This window comes from Pelosinus sp. UFO1, assembly GCF_000725345.1.
Classification (GTDB): domain Bacteria; phylum Bacillota; class Negativicutes; order DSM-13327; family DSM-13327; genus Pelosinus.
The window spans coordinates 535,305-559,925 of sequence record NZ_CP008852.1 but is presented as its reverse complement, the minus strand read 5'-3'; the positions used below and the strand labels follow the sequence as shown (position 1 = coordinate 559,925).

21 protein-coding genes are annotated in these 24,621 nt (G+C 39.2%); 1 reads left to right on the top strand and 20 read right to left on the bottom strand.

The features are described from left to right. Positions 1–33: 33 nt before the first annotated feature. From UFO1_RS02345 to UFO1_RS02320, 6 genes are all read right to left on the bottom strand, one after another. Positions 34–1,635: a polysaccharide biosynthesis protein gene (locus tag UFO1_RS02345; RefSeq protein WP_038667474.1), complete on the bottom strand. Its 1,602-nt coding sequence runs from the start codon at positions 1,633–1,635 to the stop codon at positions 34–36. 167 nt (positions 1,636–1,802) lie between these two features. Further along, entirely contained in the window at positions 1,803–2,372 is a 570-nt protein-coding gene (spoVT, locus tag UFO1_RS02340; protein WP_038667470.1) for a stage V sporulation protein T, read from the bottom strand. A 173-nt stretch (positions 2,373–2,545) separates the two neighbouring features. After that, the gene (gene mfd / locus UFO1_RS02335; protein WP_038667466.1) at positions 2,546–5,815 is read right to left on the bottom strand and encodes a transcription-repair coupling factor; all 3,270 of its coding nucleotides are present in this window, start codon (positions 5,813–5,815) and stop codon (positions 2,546–2,548) included. Between the two features lie 279 nt (positions 5,816–6,094). Next, positions 6,095–6,337, bottom strand: a complete 243-nt coding sequence (locus tag UFO1_RS02330) for an anti-sigma-F factor Fin (protein WP_038667463.1) — start codon at positions 6,335–6,337, stop codon at positions 6,095–6,097. Positions 6,338–6,389: 52 nt separating this feature from the next. Then, positions 6,390–6,773 (bottom strand): hypothetical protein, encoded by a 384-nt coding sequence (locus UFO1_RS02325; RefSeq protein WP_038667460.1) that lies wholly within the window; start codon positions 6,771–6,773, stop codon positions 6,390–6,392. A gap of 79 nt (positions 6,774–6,852) precedes the next feature. Then, complete coding sequence (locus UFO1_RS02320; RefSeq protein ID WP_038667457.1) at positions 6,853–8,010, bottom strand: MFS transporter; 1,158 nt, start codon at positions 8,008–8,010, stop codon at positions 6,853–6,855. 208 nt (positions 8,011–8,218) lie between these two features. Here UFO1_RS02320 and UFO1_RS02315 point away from each other — a divergent pair, with 208 nt between their 5' ends. After that, positions 8,219–9,013, top strand: coding sequence for a RelA/SpoT domain-containing protein (locus tag UFO1_RS02315; RefSeq protein WP_038667454.1), 795 nt, complete (start codon positions 8,219–8,221; stop codon positions 9,011–9,013). Positions 9,014–9,312: 299 nt separating this feature from the next. Here UFO1_RS02315 and UFO1_RS02310 read toward each other — a convergent pair whose 3' ends face one another. The 14 genes from UFO1_RS02310 to UFO1_RS02245 all read right to left on the bottom strand — a co-directional run bounded on the left by UFO1_RS02310 (position 9,313) and on the right by UFO1_RS02245 (position 24,471). Then, a complete protein-coding gene (locus UFO1_RS02310) occupies positions 9,313–10,227 on the bottom strand; it encodes a peptidoglycan DD-metalloendopeptidase family protein (RefSeq protein ID WP_038667452.1) in 915 nt (304 codons plus the stop codon). Positions 10,228–10,639: 412 nt separating this feature from the next. After that, a complete protein-coding gene (glpX, locus tag UFO1_RS02305) occupies positions 10,640–11,605 on the bottom strand; it encodes a class II fructose-bisphosphatase (RefSeq protein ID WP_038667449.1) in 966 nt (321 codons plus the stop codon). 125 nt (positions 11,606–11,730) lie between these two features. Further along, positions 11,731–12,375, bottom strand: coding sequence for a fructose-6-phosphate aldolase (gene fsa / locus UFO1_RS02300; protein ID WP_038667447.1), 645 nt, complete (start codon positions 12,373–12,375; stop codon positions 11,731–11,733). A gap of 69 nt (positions 12,376–12,444) precedes the next feature. Next, a complete protein-coding gene (locus tag UFO1_RS02295; protein WP_038667445.1) occupies positions 12,445–13,086 on the bottom strand; it encodes a hypothetical protein in 642 nt (213 codons plus the stop codon). Positions 13,087–13,218: 132 nt separating this feature from the next. Beyond that, the gene (locus tag UFO1_RS02290; RefSeq protein ID WP_038667442.1) at positions 13,219–13,620 is read right to left on the bottom strand and encodes a response regulator; all 402 of its coding nucleotides are present in this window, start codon (positions 13,618–13,620) and stop codon (positions 13,219–13,221) included. A 108-nt stretch (positions 13,621–13,728) separates the two neighbouring features. Next, entirely contained in the window at positions 13,729–16,077 is a 2,349-nt protein-coding gene (locus UFO1_RS02285) for a hypothetical protein (RefSeq protein WP_038667439.1), read from the bottom strand. Positions 16,078–16,102: 25 nt separating this feature from the next. Continuing rightward, the gene (locus UFO1_RS02280) at positions 16,103–16,684 is read right to left on the bottom strand and encodes a Yip1 family protein (RefSeq protein ID WP_038667435.1); all 582 of its coding nucleotides are present in this window, start codon (positions 16,682–16,684) and stop codon (positions 16,103–16,105) included. Continuing rightward, complete coding sequence (gene sppA, locus UFO1_RS02275) at positions 16,685–17,635, bottom strand: signal peptide peptidase SppA (RefSeq protein WP_038667432.1); 951 nt, start codon at positions 17,633–17,635, stop codon at positions 16,685–16,687. A gap of 92 nt (positions 17,636–17,727) precedes the next feature. Beyond that, positions 17,728–19,335 (bottom strand): CTP synthase, encoded by a 1,608-nt coding sequence (locus UFO1_RS02270; RefSeq protein ID WP_038667429.1) that lies wholly within the window; start codon positions 19,333–19,335, stop codon positions 17,728–17,730. A 109-nt stretch (positions 19,336–19,444) separates the two neighbouring features. Continuing rightward, complete coding sequence (rpoE, locus tag UFO1_RS02265; RefSeq protein WP_038667426.1) at positions 19,445–19,810, bottom strand: DNA-directed RNA polymerase subunit delta; 366 nt, start codon at positions 19,808–19,810, stop codon at positions 19,445–19,447. Between the two features lie 123 nt (positions 19,811–19,933). After that, positions 19,934–21,598 (bottom strand): arginine--tRNA ligase, encoded by a 1,665-nt coding sequence (gene argS, locus UFO1_RS02260; RefSeq protein WP_038667422.1) that lies wholly within the window; start codon positions 21,596–21,598, stop codon positions 19,934–19,936. Next, a complete protein-coding gene (locus tag UFO1_RS02255) occupies positions 21,588–22,028 on the bottom strand; it encodes a DUF1934 domain-containing protein (RefSeq protein ID WP_038667419.1) in 441 nt (146 codons plus the stop codon). The genes argS and UFO1_RS02255 overlap by 11 nt, the downstream gene beginning before the upstream one ends. 219 nt (positions 22,029–22,247) lie before the next feature. After that, the gene (locus UFO1_RS26090; RefSeq protein WP_038667417.1) at positions 22,248–23,117 is read right to left on the bottom strand and encodes a methyl-accepting chemotaxis protein; all 870 of its coding nucleotides are present in this window, start codon (positions 23,115–23,117) and stop codon (positions 22,248–22,250) included. 355 nt (positions 23,118–23,472) lie between these two features. Then, positions 23,473–24,471 (bottom strand): SpoIID/LytB domain-containing protein, encoded by a 999-nt coding sequence (locus UFO1_RS02245; RefSeq protein ID WP_038667413.1) that lies wholly within the window; start codon positions 24,469–24,471, stop codon positions 23,473–23,475. Positions 24,472–24,621 lie beyond the last annotated feature (150 nt).

Sequence of the window (24,621 nt, the reverse complement as noted above, 5' to 3'; positions counted from 1 at the left end):
GCCTCATATTCATATTCTAAAATAAAAAATAGATTATTTTCGTAGTACACCTATTTTACTTAAAAAACCTGCTAATTGTAAACCAAATTTAGGTAACTTTTCAATATCCCGCTGCTGTATTCCTCCTAGTAATAAGAGAATAATACCATACATGCTACCACCTACACTGATAGAAGCAAGCGTCGCTGTTGTATTATCAAAGGTCTTAAGCATAACGCCATCATAGGTCAGTAGTACAATCACCCCCATCACAACCGCGGCAATCGCTGTTTTTACCGTATCTTTAGCATCAATGCTAAAGCCTACATAATGATATACAAAATATACATTTAAAAGAGCCCCTAAGGTAAAATCTACATTTGTCGCCCACGCTGCCCCTTCAATCCCTAAAGAAGGCATCGCTGTTAAGGTCCAACTTAACATGATCTTTACAATAGCAGCAACTACCATGTTAATAAGAGGAATGGCTGTATGCCCTAGTCCTTGTAAGACTCCTGTAGTCACTTGATGAATCCCTAGTAGTACAACACCACCTGATAATATGGCAATAGAGACACCTGCATTTGGTGTACCATAAAGCATTAAAGATATTGGTGTCGCCAAAAGATACATGCCGATAAAACTTGGTATTGTAATCAAATTGGCAATCCTCATTGCCATGGCCGTACTTTGATAGATTCGGTGGTAATTCTTAAGTGTAAAGGCCTCGGAAATGGCAGGCACTAAGCTAGATGACAAAGACCCTGTTAAAATCGTTGGAACGTTAATTAGCGCAATTGCCATACCTGTTAAATAACCAAATAACTCGGTAGCCTGTTCAATGGTATAGCCGGCAACCTCTAGCCTTGCAGGTACAATTAACAAGTCAATACTCGATACTACAGGAAGCATAATATTGGCTAATGATACAGGTAAGGCAAGTTTTATAATGCGAGATATAACCTTACTACTTGCTTCTTGTTTGATAATCGGCTCAGCAACTATCTTCATCTGTAATTCAATCCGATGTTGCCAGTAATAATACATTAGTACAATTAGCCCAGCTACAGCTCCAGGAGCTGCTCCAAAACTAGCGCCTGCCGCCGCATACTCAAGGCCAAGTGGCAATAAATAAAAAGCGAGAGCAATCATGGTTATTACCCGAAGCAGCTGTTCAAATATTTGAGATACGGCAGTCGGTGTCATCATCTGCAAACCTTGAAAATAACCACGATAGCTAGATAAAACAGTAACAAAGAGTATCGCTGGAGCTAATGCAGCTATAGCATAGTACGCCCGAGGATCCCGTATAAATTGATGTTCGATTAGCCACCCCGCACCAAAATATAATAAGAAAGTAAAAGTAACCCCTGTCATAATTAGTAAACCTAACGAAATACGAAATACGCGATTTGCCCCACGAAAATCAGATAACGCTACCTTCTCTGCCACAATGATAGAAATCGCTACAGGAATACCAGCTGATGAAACACTTAACGCCAAAAGATAAATGGGATAAGCCATCTGATATAATCCAATACCCTCTCCCCCTAATAGGCGAGACAGTAAAATACGGTTTACCGATCCAATTAATTTTACAATAACACCGGCAGCAGTTAAAATGAATGCCCCTTTTAAAAAAGTATCTTTACTCACCTATTTTCTTCCCTCCAGCATTCCCATTCGTATCATACTATACTTATTCTGAAGGTGCATATTATATTATAATAAAGTACAAAAATAGCCAATACTTCTTTTCTAAAAGAACAAATACAAAAAGTAGCGAACTGGTGTCCGCTACTTATGACTAACGCAAAAGTGATTTATGTTGCCATTTGTTTTGCAAGGAATCCTGCAGCAGTTTCTGCTAGCTTGACTTCCATTTCACTCATCTGCACTCCCTGCTGTTTGGAGCAAAGAACGACTGCACCAATGGACGTACCTTCAACAATAATTGGGGCAATGACTTCTGATGTAAATTTACATACTTCATCGTCATCACCTGCGTCAATAATACAGCCTTTACAACCTTTACCGTCAGTAAGATTGTTCAATACGATTGCCTTACGATCTTCCATTACTTTTTCCAATACAGAACCCAATGGCTTATTCAAGAACTCTTTCTTCGATGAGCCTGCGACAGCGACTATAGTATCTCTGTCTGCTATTAAGACAATATGACCTACAGCTTCATACAAGGAATCAGCATATTCCTTTGCGAAATCACCTAGCTCACTTACTGGAGAATATTTCTTAAGAATAACTTCCCCTTCTCGGTCAACATATATTTCCAGTGGATCACCTTCACGAATTCTAAGTGTTCGCCTAATTTCTTTTGGTATTACTACTCTACCTAAATCATCAATTCTTCTTACAATTCCAGTCGCTTTCACCAGTTTCCCCCCTTTTCTACAGTTTTTGTCAACTGATTTCAGTGATAGTATATATCCAACTTGATATTTTTATTCACACACCTTGTGTTAAAAAAACCTTCATCAAACAGTTGGAACCTTCGAACATAGAACAATCACTAGGGGATGGTCATTCGGAATTTTATATCTTTTTTTCAAGGAACTAATGTTTTAAATACTTTCACCAACCAGCCAATTAATGCCTCATTCGTAATTTGAGCCGTCTTTAGACGAATCCCTTCAGGATACATCATGACCCGATTGGGAAACGCATCTTTTAGAGCCATGATTTGAGCCGGTTCTACATGAGGCCGATCTATAAATGTGACTTCAATATAATTACTTTGCTGAATAACTGACCGAATGCCAATAGCTCTCGCTAAATTTTTAATTCTAACAACTTCTAGTAAGTTAACCACACAGGTGGGTGGTTCACCAAATCGATCTACCAATTCATCAACAAGATCTGAAATATGTTGGTCATTCCTACTGGCAGCAATACGTTGGTATATTTCAATTTTATGCATGGCATCACTAATATAGTCGCCACTTATATAAGCATCTATATTAAATTCTAGCACTGGTTCAATCGGTGCCTCGAATTTTTGTCCAGTTTTTAACTGTTGAACCGCTTCATCTAATAAACGACAATACATTTCAAAACCTACACTAACAATATGTCCATGCTGCTGCGCTCCCAAGAGATTTCCAGCACCCCTAATTTCTAAATCACGCATAGCAATTTTAAAACCTGCACCTAATTCTGCAAACTCCTTAATTGCTTGCAAACGTTTTTCAGCTACTTCTGTCAAAACTTTATCCTGTCGATAGGTAAAATAGGCAAAAGCCATACGGTGAGAACGTCCGACTCTCCCCCGCATCTGATAAAGTTGTGATAAACCAAATCGATCTGCATCATAAACAATAATGGTATTGGCATTTGGTACATCAAGACCATTCTCAATGATACTAGTGCACAGCAATACATCATCATTACCCTCATAAAAATCAAGCATAGCTTGTTCTAATATTTCTTCTGGCATTTGCCCATGAGCTACCCTAATTTTGGCATCAGGCAGCATTTCTGACAACCTACGATGCATTTTATCAATGGTTTGCACTCTATTATAGACAAAATATACCTGCCCACCTCTTTTTAGTTCCCGTTTAATTGCATCACGCATAACTTCTTCGTTATATTCCACTACATAACTTTGTACGGGGAAACGTTCTTCGGGAGGAGTTTCAATAATACTCATATCCCTCGCCCCTACTAATGACATATGTAGAGTCCGTGGGATTGGTGTAGCGCTTAAGGTAAGTACGTCAATGCCTGCGCTCCACTGTTTTAACTTTTCTTTTTGCTTGACCCCAAAACGCTGTTCTTCATCGACAATGAGCAGACCAATATCTTTAAAATTCACATCCGATTGCAATATACGGTGTGTCCCAATTAATACATCTACTTGGCCGTTCCTTAAGGCCTCAATAGTTGCACGTTGCTCTTTTGCACTACGAAAACGACTAATCACATCTACCACTGGCCCAAAACCGGCAAACCGAGCACTTATCGTCTGATAGTGCTGCTGAGCCAGCACTGTAGTCGGTACTAAAATCGCCACTTGCTTACCACCCATAACAGCTTTAAAGGCTGCGCGAACAGCAACCTCTGTTTTACCAAAACCCACATCCCCACATAATAGTCGATCCATGGGCTTCGCCTGCTGCATATCTGCTTTTATTTCAGTAATAGCACTTAATTGATCTGGCGTTTCTTCAAAAGGGAAAGCATCTTCAAATTCTTTTTGCCAAGGAGTATCCGCCTCAAAAGCGTAGCCAGATACGATCTCCCGTTTGGCATAGATCTCTAGCAATTCTTTTGCCATGTCCGCCACGGCTTTTTCTGCTTTTCCCTTGGCTTTTAGCCATTCGCTGCCCCCCATTTTATTTAAACGAGGTGCATCCCCTTCTGAACCAATGTACTTTTGTAATAGATTTACTTGATCTGTCGGAACGTAAAGTTTGTCTTCTCCAGCATAGCGGATGTGTAAGTAGTCTTTATGAACGTTGCCAACAACAAGGGTCTCTACTCCCACATACTTTCCAATACCATGATTGACATGTACAACATAGTCGCCAATCTTAATATCACGGAAGTAGGCAATTTGCTGCCCTTTACCCACTCTTGGACGAGGCTTTTTCTTTTGCCTGCCCATAATATCTTTTTCTGTAATGACGGCCATATGAGCCTGTGGCAGCTCAAAGCCTGCCGTTAATAAGCCTACGGTCACTAATACAGAGCCTTCCACTAGGGTAGGAATTGTTTCAGAAAAAACGGCATGAATGCCGTCCTCTACCAAACTGTGCTGAAGTGATAAGGCTTTCTCACTATTTGACATGAAAATAATGGTATATGATTTATGTTCCTGCCAACTTTTCAGTTCGGCGAGTAACATATCCATCTGACGTTGAAATGGCACAATACTTTTAGCCGTAATACTAACAATTTCATCAGGTTGGGTGTAAGGAATCTTTTGTAACATTAAAGATAGGTACATTACATTATAATGTTTCGCAACGGCTACTATATCTGACCAAGTAAACGTACTTTTCTTCAGTTCAGGATTTTCCTTAACCAACTTACTCATCTGCTCCCGAACGCGAGCAGCCTCATCAAATACTACGGTGGCACTAGGAGGCAAATACGATAAAAACACGGTAGGCGTTCCTGTTTGCTCTACTTCAGAAAGAGGCAAAATATCAACTTGCACCACAGGATGCATAGACCGTTGTGTTCCAGCATCAAATTCACGCAGAGAATCTACTTCGTCGCCGAATAACTCCAAACGAATTGGCACTTTATTGCTAATAGGAAATATATCTATAATTCCGCCTCTGGCACTAAATTGACCAAGTCCGTCTACTTGTTCAACTCGCTCATAACCAAATCGAACCAAGGATTCTAATAATTCCTCACGGATAATTTCTGTGCCGCTGGTTATTGTAATACGATTATTCTCAAAATGTTCTCGTGGTAACACTTTTTGGATTGTTGCCTCAGCCGTCGCTAAAACAATCAGATTTTCCCCCCGAATCATGCGTCCTAACACATCCATACGGCGGGCTGCTAACTCTACCCCTTTAGCAGCGGCAGTAAAGGTAATAATATCCAAAGCAGGCAATTCAAGAACAAGGGTACCAGGAAGTAATGTGGCAAAATCAGCGCGCAATTGCTCCACCGACTCCTGATTGCCAGTAATAATCACAGTAGGCCTTGGACTTAATTGATAGGCTGCAGCCAGTAATGCGCTTTTTTGCGCACCTGTTACGCCATAAATTTGGCTTTGGCTAGCAGTCATTTGATAAGCGGCAAGTACCCGCTTTATCCCTGGGTCATTTTTCATAATTTCAAATAAATTATTCATAGCACCTCATCCTACAATCAGAAAACTTTCATATTCTACTTATATCATGATATTTAAAACAACTAGTAATTACGGCTTTTATCACACCACAACCATGCCATGCAGCTCCCTTAGCCAGTCACAAGAGCGACAGGTAAAAAGGGGCTTTAGCTGTTGCTAAAGCCCTGGTACCTTACTGTATTATACTGCAAACAATTGAAATGTAATCCACCTTTTTTTTGCAAGCAAGTACGACTACCCTTAGTGCCTACATCTAAACTTAGTGCAGACGAAGATTTCTTAATGTAAAAACTCTTTTTGCTGCTTTTGAGGCAGCCCTTCCTCAAAAAACCCCATGGACTCTATACACTTATCACATAAAGAATGAACATACATGGTATTCTTCATTAAATCAACTTTTATTATATCTTGGCGTTCTTCAGCAGTCAAGCAATCAAAACCGAACTTAACTTCATCTACTTCATCTACCTCTATTGTATCGATAGCATCACCACAATGTTCACAACTATAATATATTTTCATGACTCATTTTCGCCTCCAAAATAATACGTAAAAACTTTATAGTTATAACTAGTTAGGAAGATAACCGAATCATTGTTACATTCCAAACTAAATGTATGCAACTGGCTACAAGGATTGCTAAGACCACGCTGCCACTCATATGTAAAATTAGAAGTGTAGATGCTCCAAAAACGGTGTGACCTACTACACTAAATAAAGCTGCAGATAACCCCCGCCCCAACTGGTCACAATACCAATCATAAGCAGCTTCCAAAATACCAAAAACAACATGGGTAACTAAAATATCAGCCGCCAAATAGTAAGAACAAAGTGTCTTTGTGATTTCTTCTACCAAAGGGCTATAACTAATGACAGCCTTAATGCCAATATACTGTATTAACACTTTATTTAATAAGAAACTCAAACCAGCCATTAAACAGCCAATCACATAAGCCATGATTACCTCTTTATATACAACTACAATGAGTCTATTATTACCGATATGGGTAGTCTTTATACAATCAGTAACGGCTAGGTTACCCTTCCCCCTTTTCCATAGTACTTCCTATCAATAGGATAACCAATGCCGCCGATATAGCCGTGACAACAATACATGCCCAAGAGCCAACTTGTTGTTTTAAAAAACTTGTTACCAACATTCCCACAACAGAACCAGCAAGACCAGATGTCAAAAAAAAAGTCACAGCACGAGGTGAATGCGTAGCTTGTAAGGTTCCATAGGATAGGATTGATGGATACAAACCAGCGACTGCTAACCCGAATAAGATTGTTAGGCAAAGTATCACTACGTAGCTTTTGCTAATAATAATGAAACTAGCAGCAGCAAGACCAATAAAGGCGCAGGAAATGATATAGCGGTAAAGAGATATGTATTTTATTACAATCCCTGTTATAAATCTACCTATCGCCTGGCATATATAAAAAATAGTCAGAACCAAACTTGCCTCCACAATATCTACTGACAAGTTCTCCCTAAGATGTACAACAATCCAATAGGTATAACTAAGTTCCAACATACAGTAAACTCCCAAAGCGATGCTAGTCCGATACATATTCGCGTTCCAACTTTCACTAGAGTTCGATTGCGCCACTTTTTCCAAAGAGCTTGCAGGAACTTTGGATAGGTTAGACTTAAAAAAATAAGCAAATAGAGCCAATGCTCCTAGTAACGTAAAGGGCGTTAAAAAAATCATTTCCCATTGAATGCCCCTCGCTAGCATAGAACCAGCCAAAGCGGGAGTTACCAGAGCACCTACACTATAAAAGAAATTTAATAAATTAAGTTGTGAGGAGCGTTTTTTTCCCTGGTAATTTTCAACAACGATCTCGTTACCAACAGCCGTCAATAGCCAATTGCTTAAACCTGTAAGAAATACCCCCATCCCAAACATCGTTAAATGATTAGAAACCGTAATTGAGACAACAGCCAATCCTCCACACAAAATCCCAACAAAAATAAGTCTGCGTTTTCCAATTGTCTCTAGCAAAAAACCACTTGCTAAGGCAGCTATCCCGCCCCCTATGATGCTAAGAGCAAAAACATAACCAATCATTGAAGTATCTACAGAATATTTCTTAGCAATCTCTATGATCATAACACTACCTAGAGGAGCTATGAGCCCCTGAAAGACAAAAATAAGATACGGCAGTAAAAGGTTTAAATCTAGATTCATAAGATCCCCCAAATAGTACATTTCGTTCACTTGGTCCTTCTCATTCTATTAGCATTTCTCAAAAACGCTATAAAATATTCTATTTCAACCATAGCACCAATTCACGTATATTTTCTTAAGCATCTTGAGAAGATTAATTGTTAATTATAGAATTCTTCGTTATAATTACATTATCTATATTGCTTATTCATGCAGAGGGGAATATTATATGAGCCTTATAAAAGAATCTTTTCTAACAATTCATCATATTTCTGAAGATGATATTATCAAGAGTGAAATAAACTGGGAGACGATAACAGATATTTTTCTTGATTTTAATAACTATAAATATGTGTACCAAACCCAGGCTGAATTTATCGCTAGTACACTAAGAACACACCCTAAAATACATTTTGTAAAATCTAGGGTCAAAGAATCAGAGCGGCTTATCGAGAAAATCATTCGCAAAACACCAACTAGAAAAGAATCTTATGGCAAAGATTTTCAGTTTACAGTTGAAAATTACAAGGAAGAAATAACTGATTTAATCGGAATTAGGGCGATTCATATTTTCAAAGAAGATTGGGATGATATCCATAATTTCATTACAAAGACTTGGAAAGTTATGGAAATTACCGCAAATGTTCGAGAAGGTGATGACACCCAGCGTTTTGAAGACTTAAAGATTAAAATCAATTCAAGAAAATCCGGCTATCGTTCCGTTCACTACTTGATAGAATTTTTCCCTACTAACCAAAAAGTAATTGCAGAAATTCAAGTACGAACAATCTTTGAAGAAGGCTATGGTGAAATCGACCATCAATTGCGATATTCTCACAAAGAAATCCCACAAATACTGGCTTCTAATCTTTTATTATTTAATCGTATCGCTGGCAGCTCTGATGAAATGGCATCCTTTATCAATCAACTGAATAAAAACCTTAGCGACATAAAAAAAGAATATGAAAAAACCATAACGACAAAGGATCTAAAAATAAAAGAACTAAAAGAACAGCTGAAATAACTAGGCATAAGAAAAACGCTACGCGTCCTTTTTGAACCACAAAGACACAAAGGTCACAAAGGGGTTCTATCCATTTCATTCCTATCTTCTTTGTGTGCCGCGATAGCGGCATTGTGTCTTTGTGGTTCAATCTTTTTAACTAGAAACTTATACTTTCTGATTCCTCAAAAAATAAGCTAAGAGCAATGTATTCGTCATTGCCCTTAGCTTATTTACCATTATTTATTATAGATAGTAATCAACAGCATATAGCTTTAATTTCTAAAAACTTTCTTCTACATTACCACTTTTATTTATTCTCATGGTAATACACTATAAGGATTAATCGGTGTACCATTTTTCCGCACTTCAAAATGAAGATGTGGGCCTGTAGATTCCCCTGTGTTCCCCATGTAAGCAATACTTTGACCTGCTTTTACGTACTCTCCATTTTCTACAAGAGATTCATTAAGATGCCCATAGTAAGTCGTATATCCTTGATCGTGCTCTATAATAACCAATCGACCATATCCACTCGACCAACCGCTATAGGTTACACGTCCCGAGCGAGCAGCGCGAACGGTTGTTCCAATATCATTCGCAAGATCAATACCGTCATGATGTCTCCCCCACCGGTAGCCAAAACCAGAACTTACGTCTCCTACTGTCGGCCAAATAAAACGATTACTAACACCGCCACGTGAGACCGGTGACTCAGCTCTTGCCAATAACCGTTCCGGCTCTTTAATTTTTTTACCACCAGGAATGAATAGATTCTCGCCAATCGCTAAATCTTCATCCTTTTTATCATTAGCCGCCATAATAGCAGCTACATCTACTTGAAACGTACTCGCAATCCTCCATAGGGTATCCCCCATGTCTGCACGATAGAGTATACCTTTTTGCGGTAAAATTACTAATTGATCTCCTGGATGAATATCAGTTCCTAAATTTTCATTTGCTCCCAGCAAAGTATCAACATCAATATTATACTGCTCGGCAATCACACCTAAGGTCTCACCTTCTTTAACAGTGTGGATTTTATTTTTAGGAACGCTTTCTGGCTGAGCTACTGTATTGGCTTTTTCCTCCGATTGAACTGTCTCTGCCTTTTGTTCTATTGGTTGGTTCTTAGGGGTTTTACCCGCAAAAAAAAGAAGAGATCCCACACAAACAAAAGCTGCCAACATATATAATAATCTTGATCGTTGTTTTTGTATCCAAATCAAATTCACATCATTACCTCCACTTTTTTATGAAAAAAAAACATAAATATAACATAGAAACTTTCTATATTATATTCACATAATATATCATAAGCACCAATTATAGTATTTATGCATACGATTTGTCCATACCATAGATAACAAGGTAAAGTAATTCTACGGATTGGCCTAATTTCGAGTGCCTACCTTAAGAAAAACGCTAGCGGGTCCTTTAAAAATAAAAACATTTGAAACGCAAAGACACAAAGAGTTTGAAGAACACAAAGTTAATATTCTCTTCGTATTATCTTTGTGTCTTCGCTTCTTCGCGTTTCAGTGTTTTTACTCCAAAAACTTAGACACCCTGATACTACAAAAAGGGACTTGGCCAATGCCAAGTCCCTTTTTATAAATAATAGTACACCTAGCAAGAAACCTATTTCTATGCTCGTTTAATGGAAAAAGGTTTACGGTCAAATTTATGAATGGCATCGACAAAACGCACAGTACCAGTTTTATAACGCATAACAATAGAATGGGTCCGTGCACCGCCACCAAAATAGCGCACACCATTTAATAAATCACCTTGGGTAATAGCGGTTGCAGCGAAAAACACATCCTCGCCTTTTACCAAATCATCAATCGTCAATACTTTATTAATATCCATAATACCCATCGTTTTAGCCCGGGCAATCTCTTGTTCATTTTCAGGGCGCAAAATACCTTGCATATCGCCACCTAAGCATTTTACCGCAGCAGCTGCGATAACACCTTCTGGCGCACCACCCATACCAATCATCATATGAACGCCTGTGCCTTCAATACATACGTTAACAGCCGGAGATACATCACCATCTGTAATTAGCTTGATTCGCGCGCCAGCACTACGTGCTTCTGCAATAATGTCAGCGTGGCGAGGACGATCTAGAATAACAACTGTCAAGTCTTCTATTTTACGCTCTAAAGCAGTCGCTACTGCCTTTAAGTTTTCAGTAACCGATGCCTTAATGCTTACTTTACCGGCACACTTAGGCCCAACGGCAATTTTATCCATATACATATCCGGGGCATGTAAAAGACCACCGCGGGATGCAATGGCTAGAACTGCAATAGCACCAGGTAAACCTTTGGCAATTAAGTTTGTTCCTTCTAGAGGATCAACTGCGATATCTACATCAAGGCCACCACCGCCAACGTCTTCCCCAATATATAGCATTGGAGCCTCATCCATTTCCCCTTCGCCAATAACAACTTTACCATTAATATTAACACTATCAAAAGCTGCACGCATTGCGTCAACAGCTGCCTGATCGGCTAAGTTTTTTTCCCCTTTACCCATCCAACGTCCTGAGGCAATCGCCGCGGCTTCTGTTACACGGACAAATTCAAGTGCGAGTTCACGATCCATTTAGCAACATCTCCTTTTAAACAACAATTATATTTTCTATTAAAAAGCAATAAAGAAGACCCGGCCTATGCCAAGTCTCACTTATCCTTACTTGGAACCCAATTTTAAACTCATTATCTTTGAAACTATAAATTTGCGTTTTTCCAGTCTTCTAGAAATCTTTTTATCCCTGCATCCGTTAAAGGATGCTGAAGTAAACTAATAAGCACTTTATAAGGTACAGTAGCAATGTGTGACCCAGCCAAGGCGGATTGGGTAACATGAATCGGATGGCGCACGCTTGCAGCAATAATCTCTGTTTCAATATCATGAATAGCAAAAATATCAGCTATGGTTTTTACTAATTCAATACCATCCTGACCGATATCATCTAGCCGGCCAACAAAAGGACTAACATAAGAAGCTCCGGCACGAGCGGCCATAAGGGCTTGATTCGCAGAAAAGATTAATGTAACATTCGTTTTAATCCCTTCACTTTTTAGAGCCTTTACTGTTTTAAGCCCCTCCATATTTAACGGGACCTTAACAACCACATTGTCTGCAATAGCTGCTAACTCCCGTGCTTCTGGCAACATATCTTCAAAAACAGTACTAATGACTTCTGCACTAACAGGGCCGTCAACTAGTCCACAAATTTCTTTTATAACTTCTTTTATATTTCTTTTTTCTTTTGCAATTAAAGAAGGGTTTGTCGTAACTCCAGCTACAACCCCTAAGGCCGCAGCGTCCTTAATTTCATTAAAGTTTGCTGTATCAAGGAAGAATTTCAATTTAACTACACCTCATTTCTTTATTTTGCTTCTTGTGTAAATTTTTTATAACCTGACTCACAATATATTCTAATGTTTACGACGTGAACGGCGCGGTGAAATAATTTCAATAGAATCTAATGCTTCCACACAGGCCAAATCTTTTTCACTTTGGGCTGGAATAAGAAGATGCCCACCACACTGGGCACACTCTAGTTCAATACCTTCAGGCAGCAATTCGGCGCCAATCGCGCTACTACCGCAACGGCAATAAACTTTTCCTTTTTCGGCAATATCATGTATCTTATTTAAGGTTTCAAACATAACTTGCGGATTTTCAATATAGTCATCATACTCATCAATATCCATACCAAGAGACATCTTTTCAAACTCTATTTTATTTTTATCAATCGTCTCTGCAATAAATTGCCGCGATCCCATAAACCCAAGCTCAAAATTTTCCTGTACACAATATATTTTATCCATAGAAGCACGCCAAAAGCGATTGCTGTCAATACAAACAACATGATTAGTTTGGCATAAAACGCAAGGGATGTCCAATAAACACTGACGTTCGCCAACACTAGTAATGGAGGCTTGTAACTGACCACAACTACATAGAAGCTTTCTGCCAGTCGTGTTTTTCAGATCAAATCTTGAAATATCATGCATGTGCAATTTGCCACAACGCGGACAATATAAAGCTAGTGTTGAAACAGTGTTAATAATCATATACATCCCCTCCTCTCGCTATTGATTTCGCCAAACAATAAAAAATTCCTGCCTCTATTTGAAAAACCCGCTTACCGTCTTTTCTAAATAAAACACCCAAAGACTGTACTTTGGGTGTAGAAACTGTTTCAATTAGCCGATCTTTAATTCACATTCCTTACCACTACCAAATATTAACGTACTAATCATAGAACATAAATCAATAATATCAAAAGGTTTCGTAATATATGCGTAAGCACCTAGTTCTTTGGCAGTATTGACCAGTTCCAATTCGCCATATGCTGTCATCATAATCACTTTATTAGCTTGGTTTAATCTTTTGAGCTCACGGAGTGTTTCAATTCCGTCCATGCCTGGCATTTTCATGTCCATCAAAATCAAAACCGGGTTAACCTCTTTGACTTTTTGTAAGCCTTCATAACCATTTGCAGCAGTATGTACTACATATCCTTCTTCAGTTAAAACTTCCATCAACAATCTTCTAATTCCTGGCTGATCATCAACAACTAATACTGTATGTGTGATATTAGACATCCTTCGCCTCTCCTCATTCCTTTTTACTCGTTTTATGCTCTATGTTATATGTCTATTCGCACAATAGCAAAAATATCCTCCTATTTGCTGGAAAAATTAGGATTTAATCTATTTTTTTTTAAATATTTTTTCTTTTATGACACGAAACTTTGATATTAGCTTATATGCTAGCTCATTATGATAGATTTTCAAAGTATATACGGCAGATTTATCGTCTACTGCAAAGAAAATATCATTATATGGTGTAGGTAAACCCCAAGTACTATAGATTGGCTGTCCATTTTTTAGCACACTGATACGATAGGCACTGTCACGTAGATATAGAGGATATTTCACCCCTACGTTATGGATATGATTCCCATCTGCAGGGATATCATGCCCCAAAATGTGGATTGCATACTCGGCAACCCCATATTTATCTGACTGCCTTTGACCATAAATAGCCAGTAATTCTGGTGTATAGTAATCCAAATAAGCCTCCACCAATTCACTGGCAGTCCCAAAAGCGAGTAGCCCTCGGGAAGCATATTGATCTTTTACATAAGATAAATGATCATCTAATGCCTGGAATTGCCCACCTTCTAGACTTTTCCAATCCCCTTGTCCCATCATAAACATGGCGTGGGTAAATCCTACTATACTATGAATTCCAGGCTTTACGTCCCCACTACTAGTAGTAAAGTACTTCATACCTTGGTCAGTTTTTTGATTCATCACTGTAGCACTTTGGCTATCATAGGCAATCGATTCCCTCGGTGTGGGACGAAACTCTACAATTCCTAGTGAACTAATGTCCTTGCCTGGGGTGTTAATATCATCAGGGGCAGCAAAGTAAATTTCTTGTCCGTAATCACCACTTGTCAGGCCACCTGCATTACCATCAGCATCACTTGAACCCCACAGCCCTGCCTTTTTAAATGCATTGGTACTCATCGCTTCTTCTGCACTACCATTACCAAAATCGAAGGAACCAGCTCTCGCTGTTAGGAGTTGCCCTTGCGAGGAACTCGCTGCAAGTTGATCTAAAATACGTTGATATTCGTATAACATGCCTGCCCGACTATTATAATCACTAAAATCACCTTCTGTAGTGATAGAATGAGCCCAGCCGTGTTTCAAATGATTGGCCCACAAACCATCAACTGACCCGTTATAAGACAATACATTACCAGGTAAATAGGGGTCATAATCCGTATGAAAATGAATTCCATATTCATGCCCTTTTTCAGTTTCTCGTAGTACGGAAGCTTTAATATCTGCTACTACCTTAGGCCACTCCCCTGTCTTGGATTGACCTGCCGCCCATTCGGCTGCCTTTACAGCAGGCCAAGCAATGTAATGGGTCCACTTTGCACCATGCCTTTCGGCGATTTTATCGATAGCTTCGGCTTTATTTACCATTTGGCCTCGAAATTCCTCTGGCTCCAGCCAACTATCAGAATTTCCCCAGGCTTTTGCATAACCAGCCCCATCAATAGGCTCTAAGTCTTCCGTCATTACATAAAACACTTTGCCCGGTCTTGTATCTCTTACAGTAACTCCGACCTTCGTCTGTATATTTTTACCATTTATACTAAACTGTACAGGCCAAACTTGATTTAAGTTTACTGCATCTGGCCTTTGTGCCCTAACCTGAAAACTAAGATGTCTCTTTTCTCCTGGTACTAGTTGCTCTACAACTTGCACCTCTGGACTTATGGCAATCACACCATAACCAAAGGGTTCCTGTAGCAATACTTCCACAGAAGGAATGAGATTTTGCGTTATATTCTCAATATCCATCTCAATTGAAAATACATCTCCCAAATTAGCTGTGTATTCTACCATCTTTGGTATGATTCTTACTGCTTTCGTACTATCTATACCTGCACTAAACTGGGTTATCAGAGCGTGCTGCCCTTCACTCACCTCTACACTCAGTCGATACTTTGCCACACCTGCCAAAGCCTCAGGGTTCAGGCTTCTTAAGATATCGGGAAAAGAGTAGGTTTCTTCTAACCAGCCACCTTGATAATTATTATTGTAACGAATATCCTGCCACTTACTTTGTCCCGTTTCCGGAGGAATCTTCCCTGTAAAAACAGACCCCTTTTCTCCAAGAATATTTCCTTTTTGATCAAGGGCCGCCAGTCTAATCCGTCCGCCACCTTGCGTAGATAAAAATTCCAAGCGCATATGAGCAACAGACGCATCATTTGCCTCAATCTCTACGAAGTATTCCATAGAACCATTGCTTCCTGCTGCTAGTTCCAGTATATTTGTCCCCTGTCCTTCATCCTTCAAAATCCGGTACGAATTTCCTGCACCCTGCTGCAAAAGTTGATTGGGAAGTCCCCATTTTATTGCTTCATCTGCTATAGCAGTACTGAGCCCCGCTTTAAAAGTCAAAGGCTTCTCAGTACACCCTCCTAGCATAACTGCTAGAAGCAGCATTATGACTATAAATTTACCTCTCATTTCATCCTACCCTTTTTTTATCGATCTACAACCACATTGGCATCTGAATCAACGCACTGCTAATAAAGGTAAAGGCAACCGCACCTACTAATACCATAATCAGCATTGGCGTAACAAGTACGAGCACAGCTTTGGCTGTAGAAAATTGATACACTTCTTTAATTGCTACGATGTGTAAAACAAATGACCAACTCAAAATTAGGAGCGCTACTAAGGCCATCATTATACTCTTAAAATTAGCTGGTAATAAAGCCGCGAATACCCACAATGGCACAATAAGTACGGAGGGAAAATAGGCAAAGCCTAAAGCGGAAAATAAGCCAACAGCTGTGCCTCTACCCCCAAAGAATTCTGCAATTAAATGCCACACGGCAGTTCCTATAATCCATAGCATAAGACTGGCAATTATCTTAAACCCGATTACTAAGTGAACTAGGGCTGTCACACTAGAAGCCTTTAATCCAAAATACAAGGCCCATAAAGGTATTAATAGACTAAGAAAAAACACAATCAGAGATTGACTAATATTCTTCTTATCGGCAATAACCCTCATCCCCATCTTGGGCTGAAATAATACATCATACATAATATCAAATATATTACCCATTTACTTCACCTGCCATTTTTCTGGCGAAGCTTCCAAAGGAATGCCAGAACTTAACTCATTTTGTGCTTTTTTAAACAAAAACTGTTCTAGCAAAGTACTTACCTTTTCACTAGGTCCAAAGAGCATTTGCCAAGGGGTTTGTTTGCCAAGCTCCTTTATTTCTGGTTTTCCCACAATACCCGCCAACTGTGCGGCCCCATCAATGGCATCATACATATTGCCTAATTCGTCAACCAAACCTAATTGCTTCCCTTGATTTCCTGTATAAATACGTCCATCAGCTAACTTCCGCACCTGGTCCTTGTCCATCTTACGCCCTTCAGCTACAACTTCCACAAACTGATTGTAAATATCATTCACCATAGTTTGAATGATTTCTCGCTCTTCCTGTGTCATTTGTCGTTCAGGAGACATAATATCTTTATGAGGACCACTTTTAATTTTCTCTTGATAAATACCAACTTTTTTATATAACTCTTCCCAATTTGCATAAGGCATATAGACTCCGATACTACCGGTCATCGTTGTAGGATTTGCATAAATTTTATCCGTACAAGCTGCCAGCCAATATCCTCCCGAGGCTGCAACATCCCCCATAGAAGTCACCACTACTTTACCTTGAGCCCGCAGTTTTTTAAGTTCTTCTCCTACTTCTTGAGAAGCTGCTGCGCTGCCACCTGGACTATTAATCCTGAGAACCACAGCTTGTACGTCTTTGTCATCTCTTGCTTCATGGATTTGCTTAATGACTTGGTCGGTACCACCTTGTTCAAAAAGTACAGTGCTTTGCCCTCGACCGCCTAAAATAACACCTTCAACGTGGATGATGGCGATTTTACCAGAATGATTTGCCTTTCCCCGTTCCTTTGCACTGTTTGCCATAGATGCTAAACCGACAAGGGAAAGTACTACAAATATGCCAATTACAACCATAACTGATTTTTTATACATGAGGATCCTCCTTATTGTCTAACCCTAATACTGTAAGTCTATAGGTATAGGAAAAAGCAACTGTCGACAAATCGTCCAACAGTTGCTTCTTTCTACTTCTTGTTGCTCAGAGCAGCCTTTACAAATTCTCTGAATAAAGGATGAGGATTGGTTGGACGTGATTTCAGTTCTGGATGAAATTGAGTACCAACAAACCATGGATGATCCTTCACTTCCACGATTTCTACCAAACGACCATTAGGTAAAGTTCCACCGATCACAAGACCAGCCTGGGTAAGCTGCTCTCTGTAGGCATTATTGAACTCCCAACGATGACGATGACGTTCATAAATAATCTCATCTTGGTAAGCTTGCTGAGTCAAGGTACCTTCTGATACCTTACATGGGTAAACACCTAGGCGCATAGTTCCGCCTTTTTCTTCAACAGCCACTTGTTCTGACATCAGATCAATCACAGGATAATTTGTCTCACCATTAAACTCTGTACTATGAGCATCTGCCATTTTACATACATTACGAGCAAACTCAACAACAGCACATTGCATTCCTAAGCACAATCCGAAAAATGGCACCTTGTTTTCTCTGGCATATTGGATGGCTTTAATTTTGCCTTCCACACCCCGATCGCCAAAGCCGCCTGGTACCAAAATACCATCAACACCCTCAAAGCACTTTTTAAGATCCACAGCCTCGTCTTCAATTTCTTCTGCATTGATCCAGTGAACCTGGATGGATGTATCATTAGCAATGCCGGCATGTCTTAATGCTTCTGCTACACTTAAGTATGCGTCAGGTAAAGCTACATATTTACCGACAATAGCAATTTTAACAGTATTGGTAGGGTTAATAATCTTGTGAACCATTTTGCGCCAGTCAGCCATATCTGCATCGCCAGCATCTATTTTAAGCTTTTCTAAGACAATACGATCAAGACCTTGCTCTTGTAACATCAAAGGAACTTCATAAATACTTGACGCTGTTTTATTTTGAATGACTGCATTGGAATCAATATCACAGAAAAGTGCTAATTTATCTCGCATATCTGGAGAGATATCATATTCCGTACGACAAACAATAATATCAGGAGTAATACCAATACCTCTTAGTTCTTTTACACTATGTTGAGTAGGTTTAGTTTTTAATTCTCCTGCTGCAGCAATGTAAGGTAATAATGTTACATGAAGATAAAGTACATCATTGCGCCCTACTTCTTTTTTCACCTGGCGAATTGCTTCTAAGAAGGGCAGACTTTCAATATCACCTACAGTGCCGCCAATTTCAGTAATAACAACATCTGCATTATCTTCTTTACCTACACGGTAAACACGATCTTTTATTTCATTGGTGATATGAGGAATGACTTGGACTGTACTTCCTAAATAATCACCTTTACGTTCTTTATTAATAACAGACAAATATATTTTTCCTGCTGTCACATTGGAACTTTTGCTTAAATTAATATCAATAAAACGTTCATAATGACCCAAATCCAAATCTGTTTCGGCTCCATCGTCCGTAACAAATACTTCACCATGTTGATAAGGACTCATGGTTCCTGGATCAATATTTATGTAGGGATCGAATTTTTGAATGGTAACCTTCAGTCCGCGATTCTTTAATAACCGCCCCAATGAAGCAGCAGTAATACCTTTACCAAGTGAAGATACAACCCCCCCGGTAACAAATATATATTTTGCCATAATCTTAATTTCCTCCTAAAATGCCTTTAACAGTTCTATTATTTATACGCCCATATTTAGTTCAAGTACGCCAATCATTTTATCCTTACTAAAGGGCAGTGTCAAGTATTTATTCTCGCTCACCAGGCTCTGTTGAAGCTGCAACATATTCTTGCTGGATTTCTTCAAAAAGTTTTTCTCGGCGAGATGAAAAAGAACTAGTTACACTCTCGTTTTCATCATTGGAGTGAGCGCTTAATTGTTGAGGCGACCAGTCCATAAGACCCCACATACCTTTTCCCATATGAACAAATCGGCTATCCATATTGATTTGTGTATGCACTTCGGACATGGCATGAGCCAAAGAATGAATTCTGCGTCCCTTAAGCTCTAAAACCTCTGTTATTAAATCTCTAAAATACATAGAGTGTCCTGTTTTTTGCAAAATTTTATAAGCCAATTCTACCTCTGAGACTTGTTTCATCATTTCTGTCATATATTTATTCCTTCCGCACTTAGCGTCTAATTTGTATTTTTATTTAAACACCAGTTTAACTTATTTTTGCTGGTATTATTCACCAAGCAAGAGGAAACTCCTCTTTTAATATTGCTTTAAATGCTACATTTTCTCTGGAGCACTGATTCCTAAAATATTGAGTGCATGACGAATGGTTGTTTGTACAGCCAAGGCTAAACCCATTCGCGCTAATTGTAAATCACGATCCACACCCTTAATACGGCATTGGTTATAAAAAGTATGAAATTGTCCTGCTAAGTCATGTACGTATCGAGCAATACGGTGTGGTGCCCGTTCTTTTGCTGCATCAATTATTTCTTCTTTGTATTCACCCAACTTTTTAATCAAATCGATCTCACATTCCGTTGTTAGGAAATTTAATTTACTATAATCAATCTCACCAAGCGTGATACCATCTTCTGTAGCTTGACGGAATATGCTAGCAATTCGTGCATAAGCGTATTGAATATAATAGACTGGATTTTCGTTTGATGTAGATTTCGCCAAGTCAAGATCAAAATCCAATTGGCTATCAAGAGAACGCATAATAAAGAAGAATCTTGCAGCATCTGTGCCAACTTCTTCAATCAGTTCTGTTAATGTAACACTTTGACCTGTGCGTTTTGACATCTTAACCAATTGACCGCCTCTGTATAAACTCACCATTTGTACAATTAGAACTTCTAATTGTTCAGGAGAATACCCCAAGGAGCCAATAGCAGCTTTCACACGGCATATGTACCCATGATGGTCAGCACCCCAAATATTAATGAGTTGCTTAAACCCTCGCTCTAATTTATTGCGATGATAGGCAATATCAGCAGCTAAATAAGTAGGAATTTTATTATCCCGAATTACCACTCGGTCTTTATCATCCCCATAGGCTGTGGATTTTAACCAAAGAGCCCCATCATGTTCATAGATAGAACCATTATCTTTTAGAACTTGACAAGTCTTTTCTAATGCACCATTTTGATGCAAGGTACATTCGCTAAACCATACATCAAAGTATACATTAAAAGAGGCTAGATCAGCTTTTAGCGCCGCTAATTTTTCCTGTAATGCGATTTCTTTAAATTTGGTTAATCGTTCCTCTACAGAAAAGGCCAGATAGGCATCTCCTTCTCGATCAATAATACCTTTAGCCGTGTCAATAATATCCTCACCATGGTATCCATTTTCGGGAAAATCAACTTCCTGACGTAAGAGTTCTAAATAGCGAGCATGAACAGATGCAGCTAAATTATCAATTTGATTACCAGCATCATTAATATAGTATTCACTCGCTACATCATAACCTGCAGCTTTTAATAAATTAACCAATGCACTTCCGACTGCTGCGCCACGTCCATGACCTACATGAAGTGGTCCAGTTGGATTTGCGCTGACAAATTCCACCTGAATTTTTTCTTTCCCACCAGCTTGGCTGTTCCCATAATTTTCACCCTGAGTTAACACATCTGCCAACATAGTATATAACCAGTCTGTTTTTAAATAAAAATTAATAAAACCAGGACCAGCAATAACGGCTTTTTCCATCCATGTTTCATTCATTCGTTCTACAATGGCCTCGGCAATGACCCTTGGATTGGTTTTCGCTCCTCTAGCTGCCTGCATTGCAAAATTCGTAGCAAAATCACCAAATTCTTTTTTAGGTGGCACCTCTAAGATAACTTGAGGTAACTCATGATCTGCAAATACACCATCAGCAATGGCTTTATGAGCTGCTTGGTAAATTGCCGTCTGCAATAAATCTTTAATATCCACGTTTGCTTTCCTCCCGTATGCTGATAGACAAGGTATTAGCGCTTTGCCATTGTCCGTTCATTTCTAATTCATAACTAATATCTAGATCTTTAATTCCAGTAATACTATCTGAGGTTATCTCCAGGCTGTTTGTCACTATACTCATTTGCATAGTACCATAAGGCGTAACATATGCGCTACGGCTTTTTTCGCCCAACCGAAAGTCTTGTTTATGCTCTACGCTGCCCGTTCTTACTAGTGTCACCTGTTTATCGTACACTTTTAGCATTGTGGTGACACCTTCAAGACCTGATATTTCGCTATCTTTATACAAGATATAGTTTACACCATTTTTACTATAACAGCGACCTAAAGTGATCAGTTCAATCCGTGATTCTTCCTTTTGCTCATCCTTTTGTGTGCCAATTATCGTAACTACAACATTTTTCATATTATCTCCCTTGTCAACCTGAAATATATTATAGCGTACTCAGCAAATATTGCAACTAAAGGTGACGATTTTATCATAAAAAAATATAGCGCCTCCTGCCTGTGCTTACCAGACAAGCGGCGCTTTTGCAGATAATAGTCTGTTATACAGCTCGCGCTCTATTACTATAGTATGTAAAAGAATGTCTAAAATATGTTTTTTTAGCCTGGCATCAATTTATCATTCATTTCTTTCAAAGGCCGCTACCAAATCAGCAGAAGATGTTTGTACATCCTGTACGACTTTAATAATATCTTGCATTGTCCCTGCTTGCTTATTGGAAATTACAGCAGACTGATTAATACCATCAATCACTTTTTGAATGGACTCTTGTATCTCTTGCAAAATTTTATTGATATTTTCGGTTGCATCGGCACTATTTTGAGCTAGGTTTTGCATTTCTTGTGCTACAACGGCAAAACCTCTACCATAATTCCCCGCCCTAGCGGCTTCAATAGAAGCATTTAAACTCAATAGCTTTGTTTGGGTAGCAATTTTACGACTCATATCAAGTATCTTGCCTGTGTCCTTTACCCTTCTAACTGAGTCATGAGAAACATTTACTACGCTTTCCGTATTGGCAGCCAATTCTTGAGAAGATGCAGAAATACCTTCGATAGCAGCAACAGCCTGTTCTACATTCCGCGAAACAGCGTGGGCGACTCCCTGTACAATTTCGATTTGTTTTGCCTGCTTTAAGCGACTACTAAGCAAAGCTACCACAACCTTAGCGATGGGACGGACATAATCTAACTGACCAGCAATTGCAAAAGTACCCACCCTCTGTCCATCTACCTCAATTGGATAATTTTGCCCTTCCTTTAAGGTTGGATTTTTTTGCACATCTGCCGTAGTTACTACATATTCATCCAAATGCCCACTAAGGATTTTTTGTGACCCTTCGTGTTTTGTTCCAAGTCGTTTTCCACCGTCAGAATCCCCGACAATCATAGCATCTTGGTTACAAATGATGATATGATAGTTTGTATTTTGATAAATAAACTGAGCTAAAGAGCCTGCCATTTCCGAGGTTATTATATAGTCAGCCATTGTCGCCATCTCCCTTTTGCTGCCGGACCTTCTTTATCTCTATTTTTCAGCATCCGATAGTAAGTTATCTATAATAAGTTCCATAAGAACGCATTAATTCCTGCTAAAGATTTACAATTTAACCAATCCTTTTCTCCAAAACACCAATTTTTTCTAAACCTCTCTAGCCAAAAGTTAAGAGATAATAAATCTGTTGAAACCTATTTATTACCTAATCGATCTTATAAAATGCCGTAGCGCCGCAATCCCTTTTAAAAAGGAACTGCGGCGCCTATATGGATGAGGTGCCATATGACTGCCTCTCCACTATTAGTATATACATACAGTTTTTAAAAAATTACTTTAAATCCGCTTCTTATTGCCACAATTTTATTACATCTGCTCCGACATAATAAGCTTTTACAATATCCTCTGCTGTTTTCCCTTGCTCTGCGTAAGTATAGGCCCCCCATTGACACAGCCCTACACCATTACCCCAGCCCATGCCCTTAAATACAAAATTTTGACCATCATAATTCATTTCTGTAATTAATGTGGATCGCAGCCGATCATAGCCGACTGCCTTTCTAAATTCAGCACCAAATATTTTTTGATTTCCTGCGCCTATGGTCAGGATACGGCCTGAAGGTCCTTTTTCTAAAATCCTAATATCTGCCGGATTACCACGGTAACCTATGGCAGCTGCTACTTCATTACCAGGTATCTTGACTTCCCAGTTTTTTTCTTTTTCTGGTGCGTATTGAAAACACTGATCCGTCACGGGCTGAAAATAGGGCGTAGGCGTCGGAATCTCCTTCGGAAAACTCTCTTCCTTCGTGGCGGCAATTTGCCCATTACATGAGCTATAGATAGCGTTTATTAGACCACCAGCATATACCAATACCTGCCCACGAGTACGACGTACTGCTTCTCTGACATTTTCATTAACAAGTTCAGGTGCATAAGCTTGTAGCTCTTCCTTTGAGGTACTAACATCAGCATGGTGCAAGCGCCTAATTGTGCCTGCTTCAATTGCATGAAGGGTTAGTGTCCTTGAGGTAATGGCTTGCGCGGCTAACGCTTCTATCGGCCAATTTGGCTCCATTTCCCTAGCCAGAACCCCCTCCAAATATTTCTCTAACATCATCCTATCTACATAGCCTTTATCTGCAATCCATACTGTAATGGTAGGTTCATTTTTATAATTGTTAACATTTAAAAGCTCTACCCCTGGTATTGGCTCAACTGGGCTGGGTGCCGGAACTTCCGGTGCAGGTTTAGGAGCTGGCGAAGGCAAAAAAGAACATCCCCCTGCTAATATGACTAACACTCCAATCGCTAATAATAACTGCTTCACTCTATGTTTATTTTCCATTCACTCCACCTCAGTCATAGTATGAAACAATACCTATGACACTATACCCAGTTGATCAGATATAGGAATATTATTAGTTTTTTTAGAGAGCTAAAAAGAAACCACAGATGCACAGAGAACACAGAGGGCATATCCCATTCCCCTCTTCTC

Excerpts from the sequence above, each read along its gene's own strand:
- mfd (WP_038667466.1), bottom strand. The coding sequence starts at position 5,815 with ATGAATAATTTATTTGAAATTATGAAAAATGACCCAGGGATAAAGCGG.
- UFO1_RS02330 (WP_038667463.1), bottom strand. The coding sequence starts at position 6,337 with ATGAAAATATATTATAGTTGTGAACATTGTGGTGATGCTATCGATACA.
- UFO1_RS02325 (WP_038667460.1), bottom strand. The coding sequence starts at position 6,773 with ATGGCTTATGTGATTGGCTGTTTAATGGCTGGTTTGAGTTTCTTATTA.
- UFO1_RS02320 (WP_038667457.1), bottom strand. The coding sequence starts at position 8,010 with ATGAATCTAGATTTAAACCTTTTACTGCCGTATCTTATTTTTGTCTTT.
- UFO1_RS02315 (WP_038667454.1), top strand. The coding sequence starts at position 8,219 with ATGAGCCTTATAAAAGAATCTTTTCTAACAATTCATCATATTTCTGAA.
- glpX (WP_038667449.1), bottom strand. The coding sequence starts at position 11,605 with ATGGATCGTGAACTCGCACTTGAATTTGTCCGTGTAACAGAAGCCGCG.
- UFO1_RS02295 (WP_038667445.1), bottom strand. The coding sequence starts at position 13,086 with ATGATTATTAACACTGTTTCAACACTAGCTTTATATTGTCCGCGTTGT.
- UFO1_RS02290 (WP_038667442.1), bottom strand. The coding sequence starts at position 13,620 with ATGTCTAATATCACACATACAGTATTAGTTGTTGATGATCAGCCAGGA.
- UFO1_RS02285 (WP_038667439.1), bottom strand. The coding sequence starts at position 16,077 with ATGAGAGGTAAATTTATAGTCATAATGCTGCTTCTAGCAGTTATGCTA.
- UFO1_RS02280 (WP_038667435.1), bottom strand. The coding sequence starts at position 16,684 with ATGGGTAATATATTTGATATTATGTATGATGTATTATTTCAGCCCAAG.
- sppA (WP_038667432.1), bottom strand. The coding sequence starts at position 17,635 with ATGTATAAAAAATCAGTTATGGTTGTAATTGGCATATTTGTAGTACTT.
- UFO1_RS02270 (WP_038667429.1), bottom strand. The coding sequence starts at position 19,335 with ATGGCAAAATATATATTTGTTACCGGGGGGGTTGTATCTTCACTTGGT.
- rpoE (WP_038667426.1), bottom strand. The coding sequence starts at position 19,810 with ATGACAGAAATGATGAAACAAGTCTCAGAGGTAGAATTGGCTTATAAA.
- UFO1_RS02255 (WP_038667419.1), bottom strand. The coding sequence starts at position 22,028 with ATGAAAAATGTTGTAGTTACGATAATTGGCACACAAAAGGATGAGCAA.
- UFO1_RS26090 (WP_038667417.1), bottom strand. The coding sequence starts at position 23,117 with ATGGCTGACTATATAATAACCTCGGAAATGGCAGGCTCTTTAGCTCAG.
- UFO1_RS02245 (WP_038667413.1), bottom strand. The coding sequence starts at position 24,471 with ATGGAAAATAAACATAGAGTGAAGCAGTTATTATTAGCGATTGGAGTG.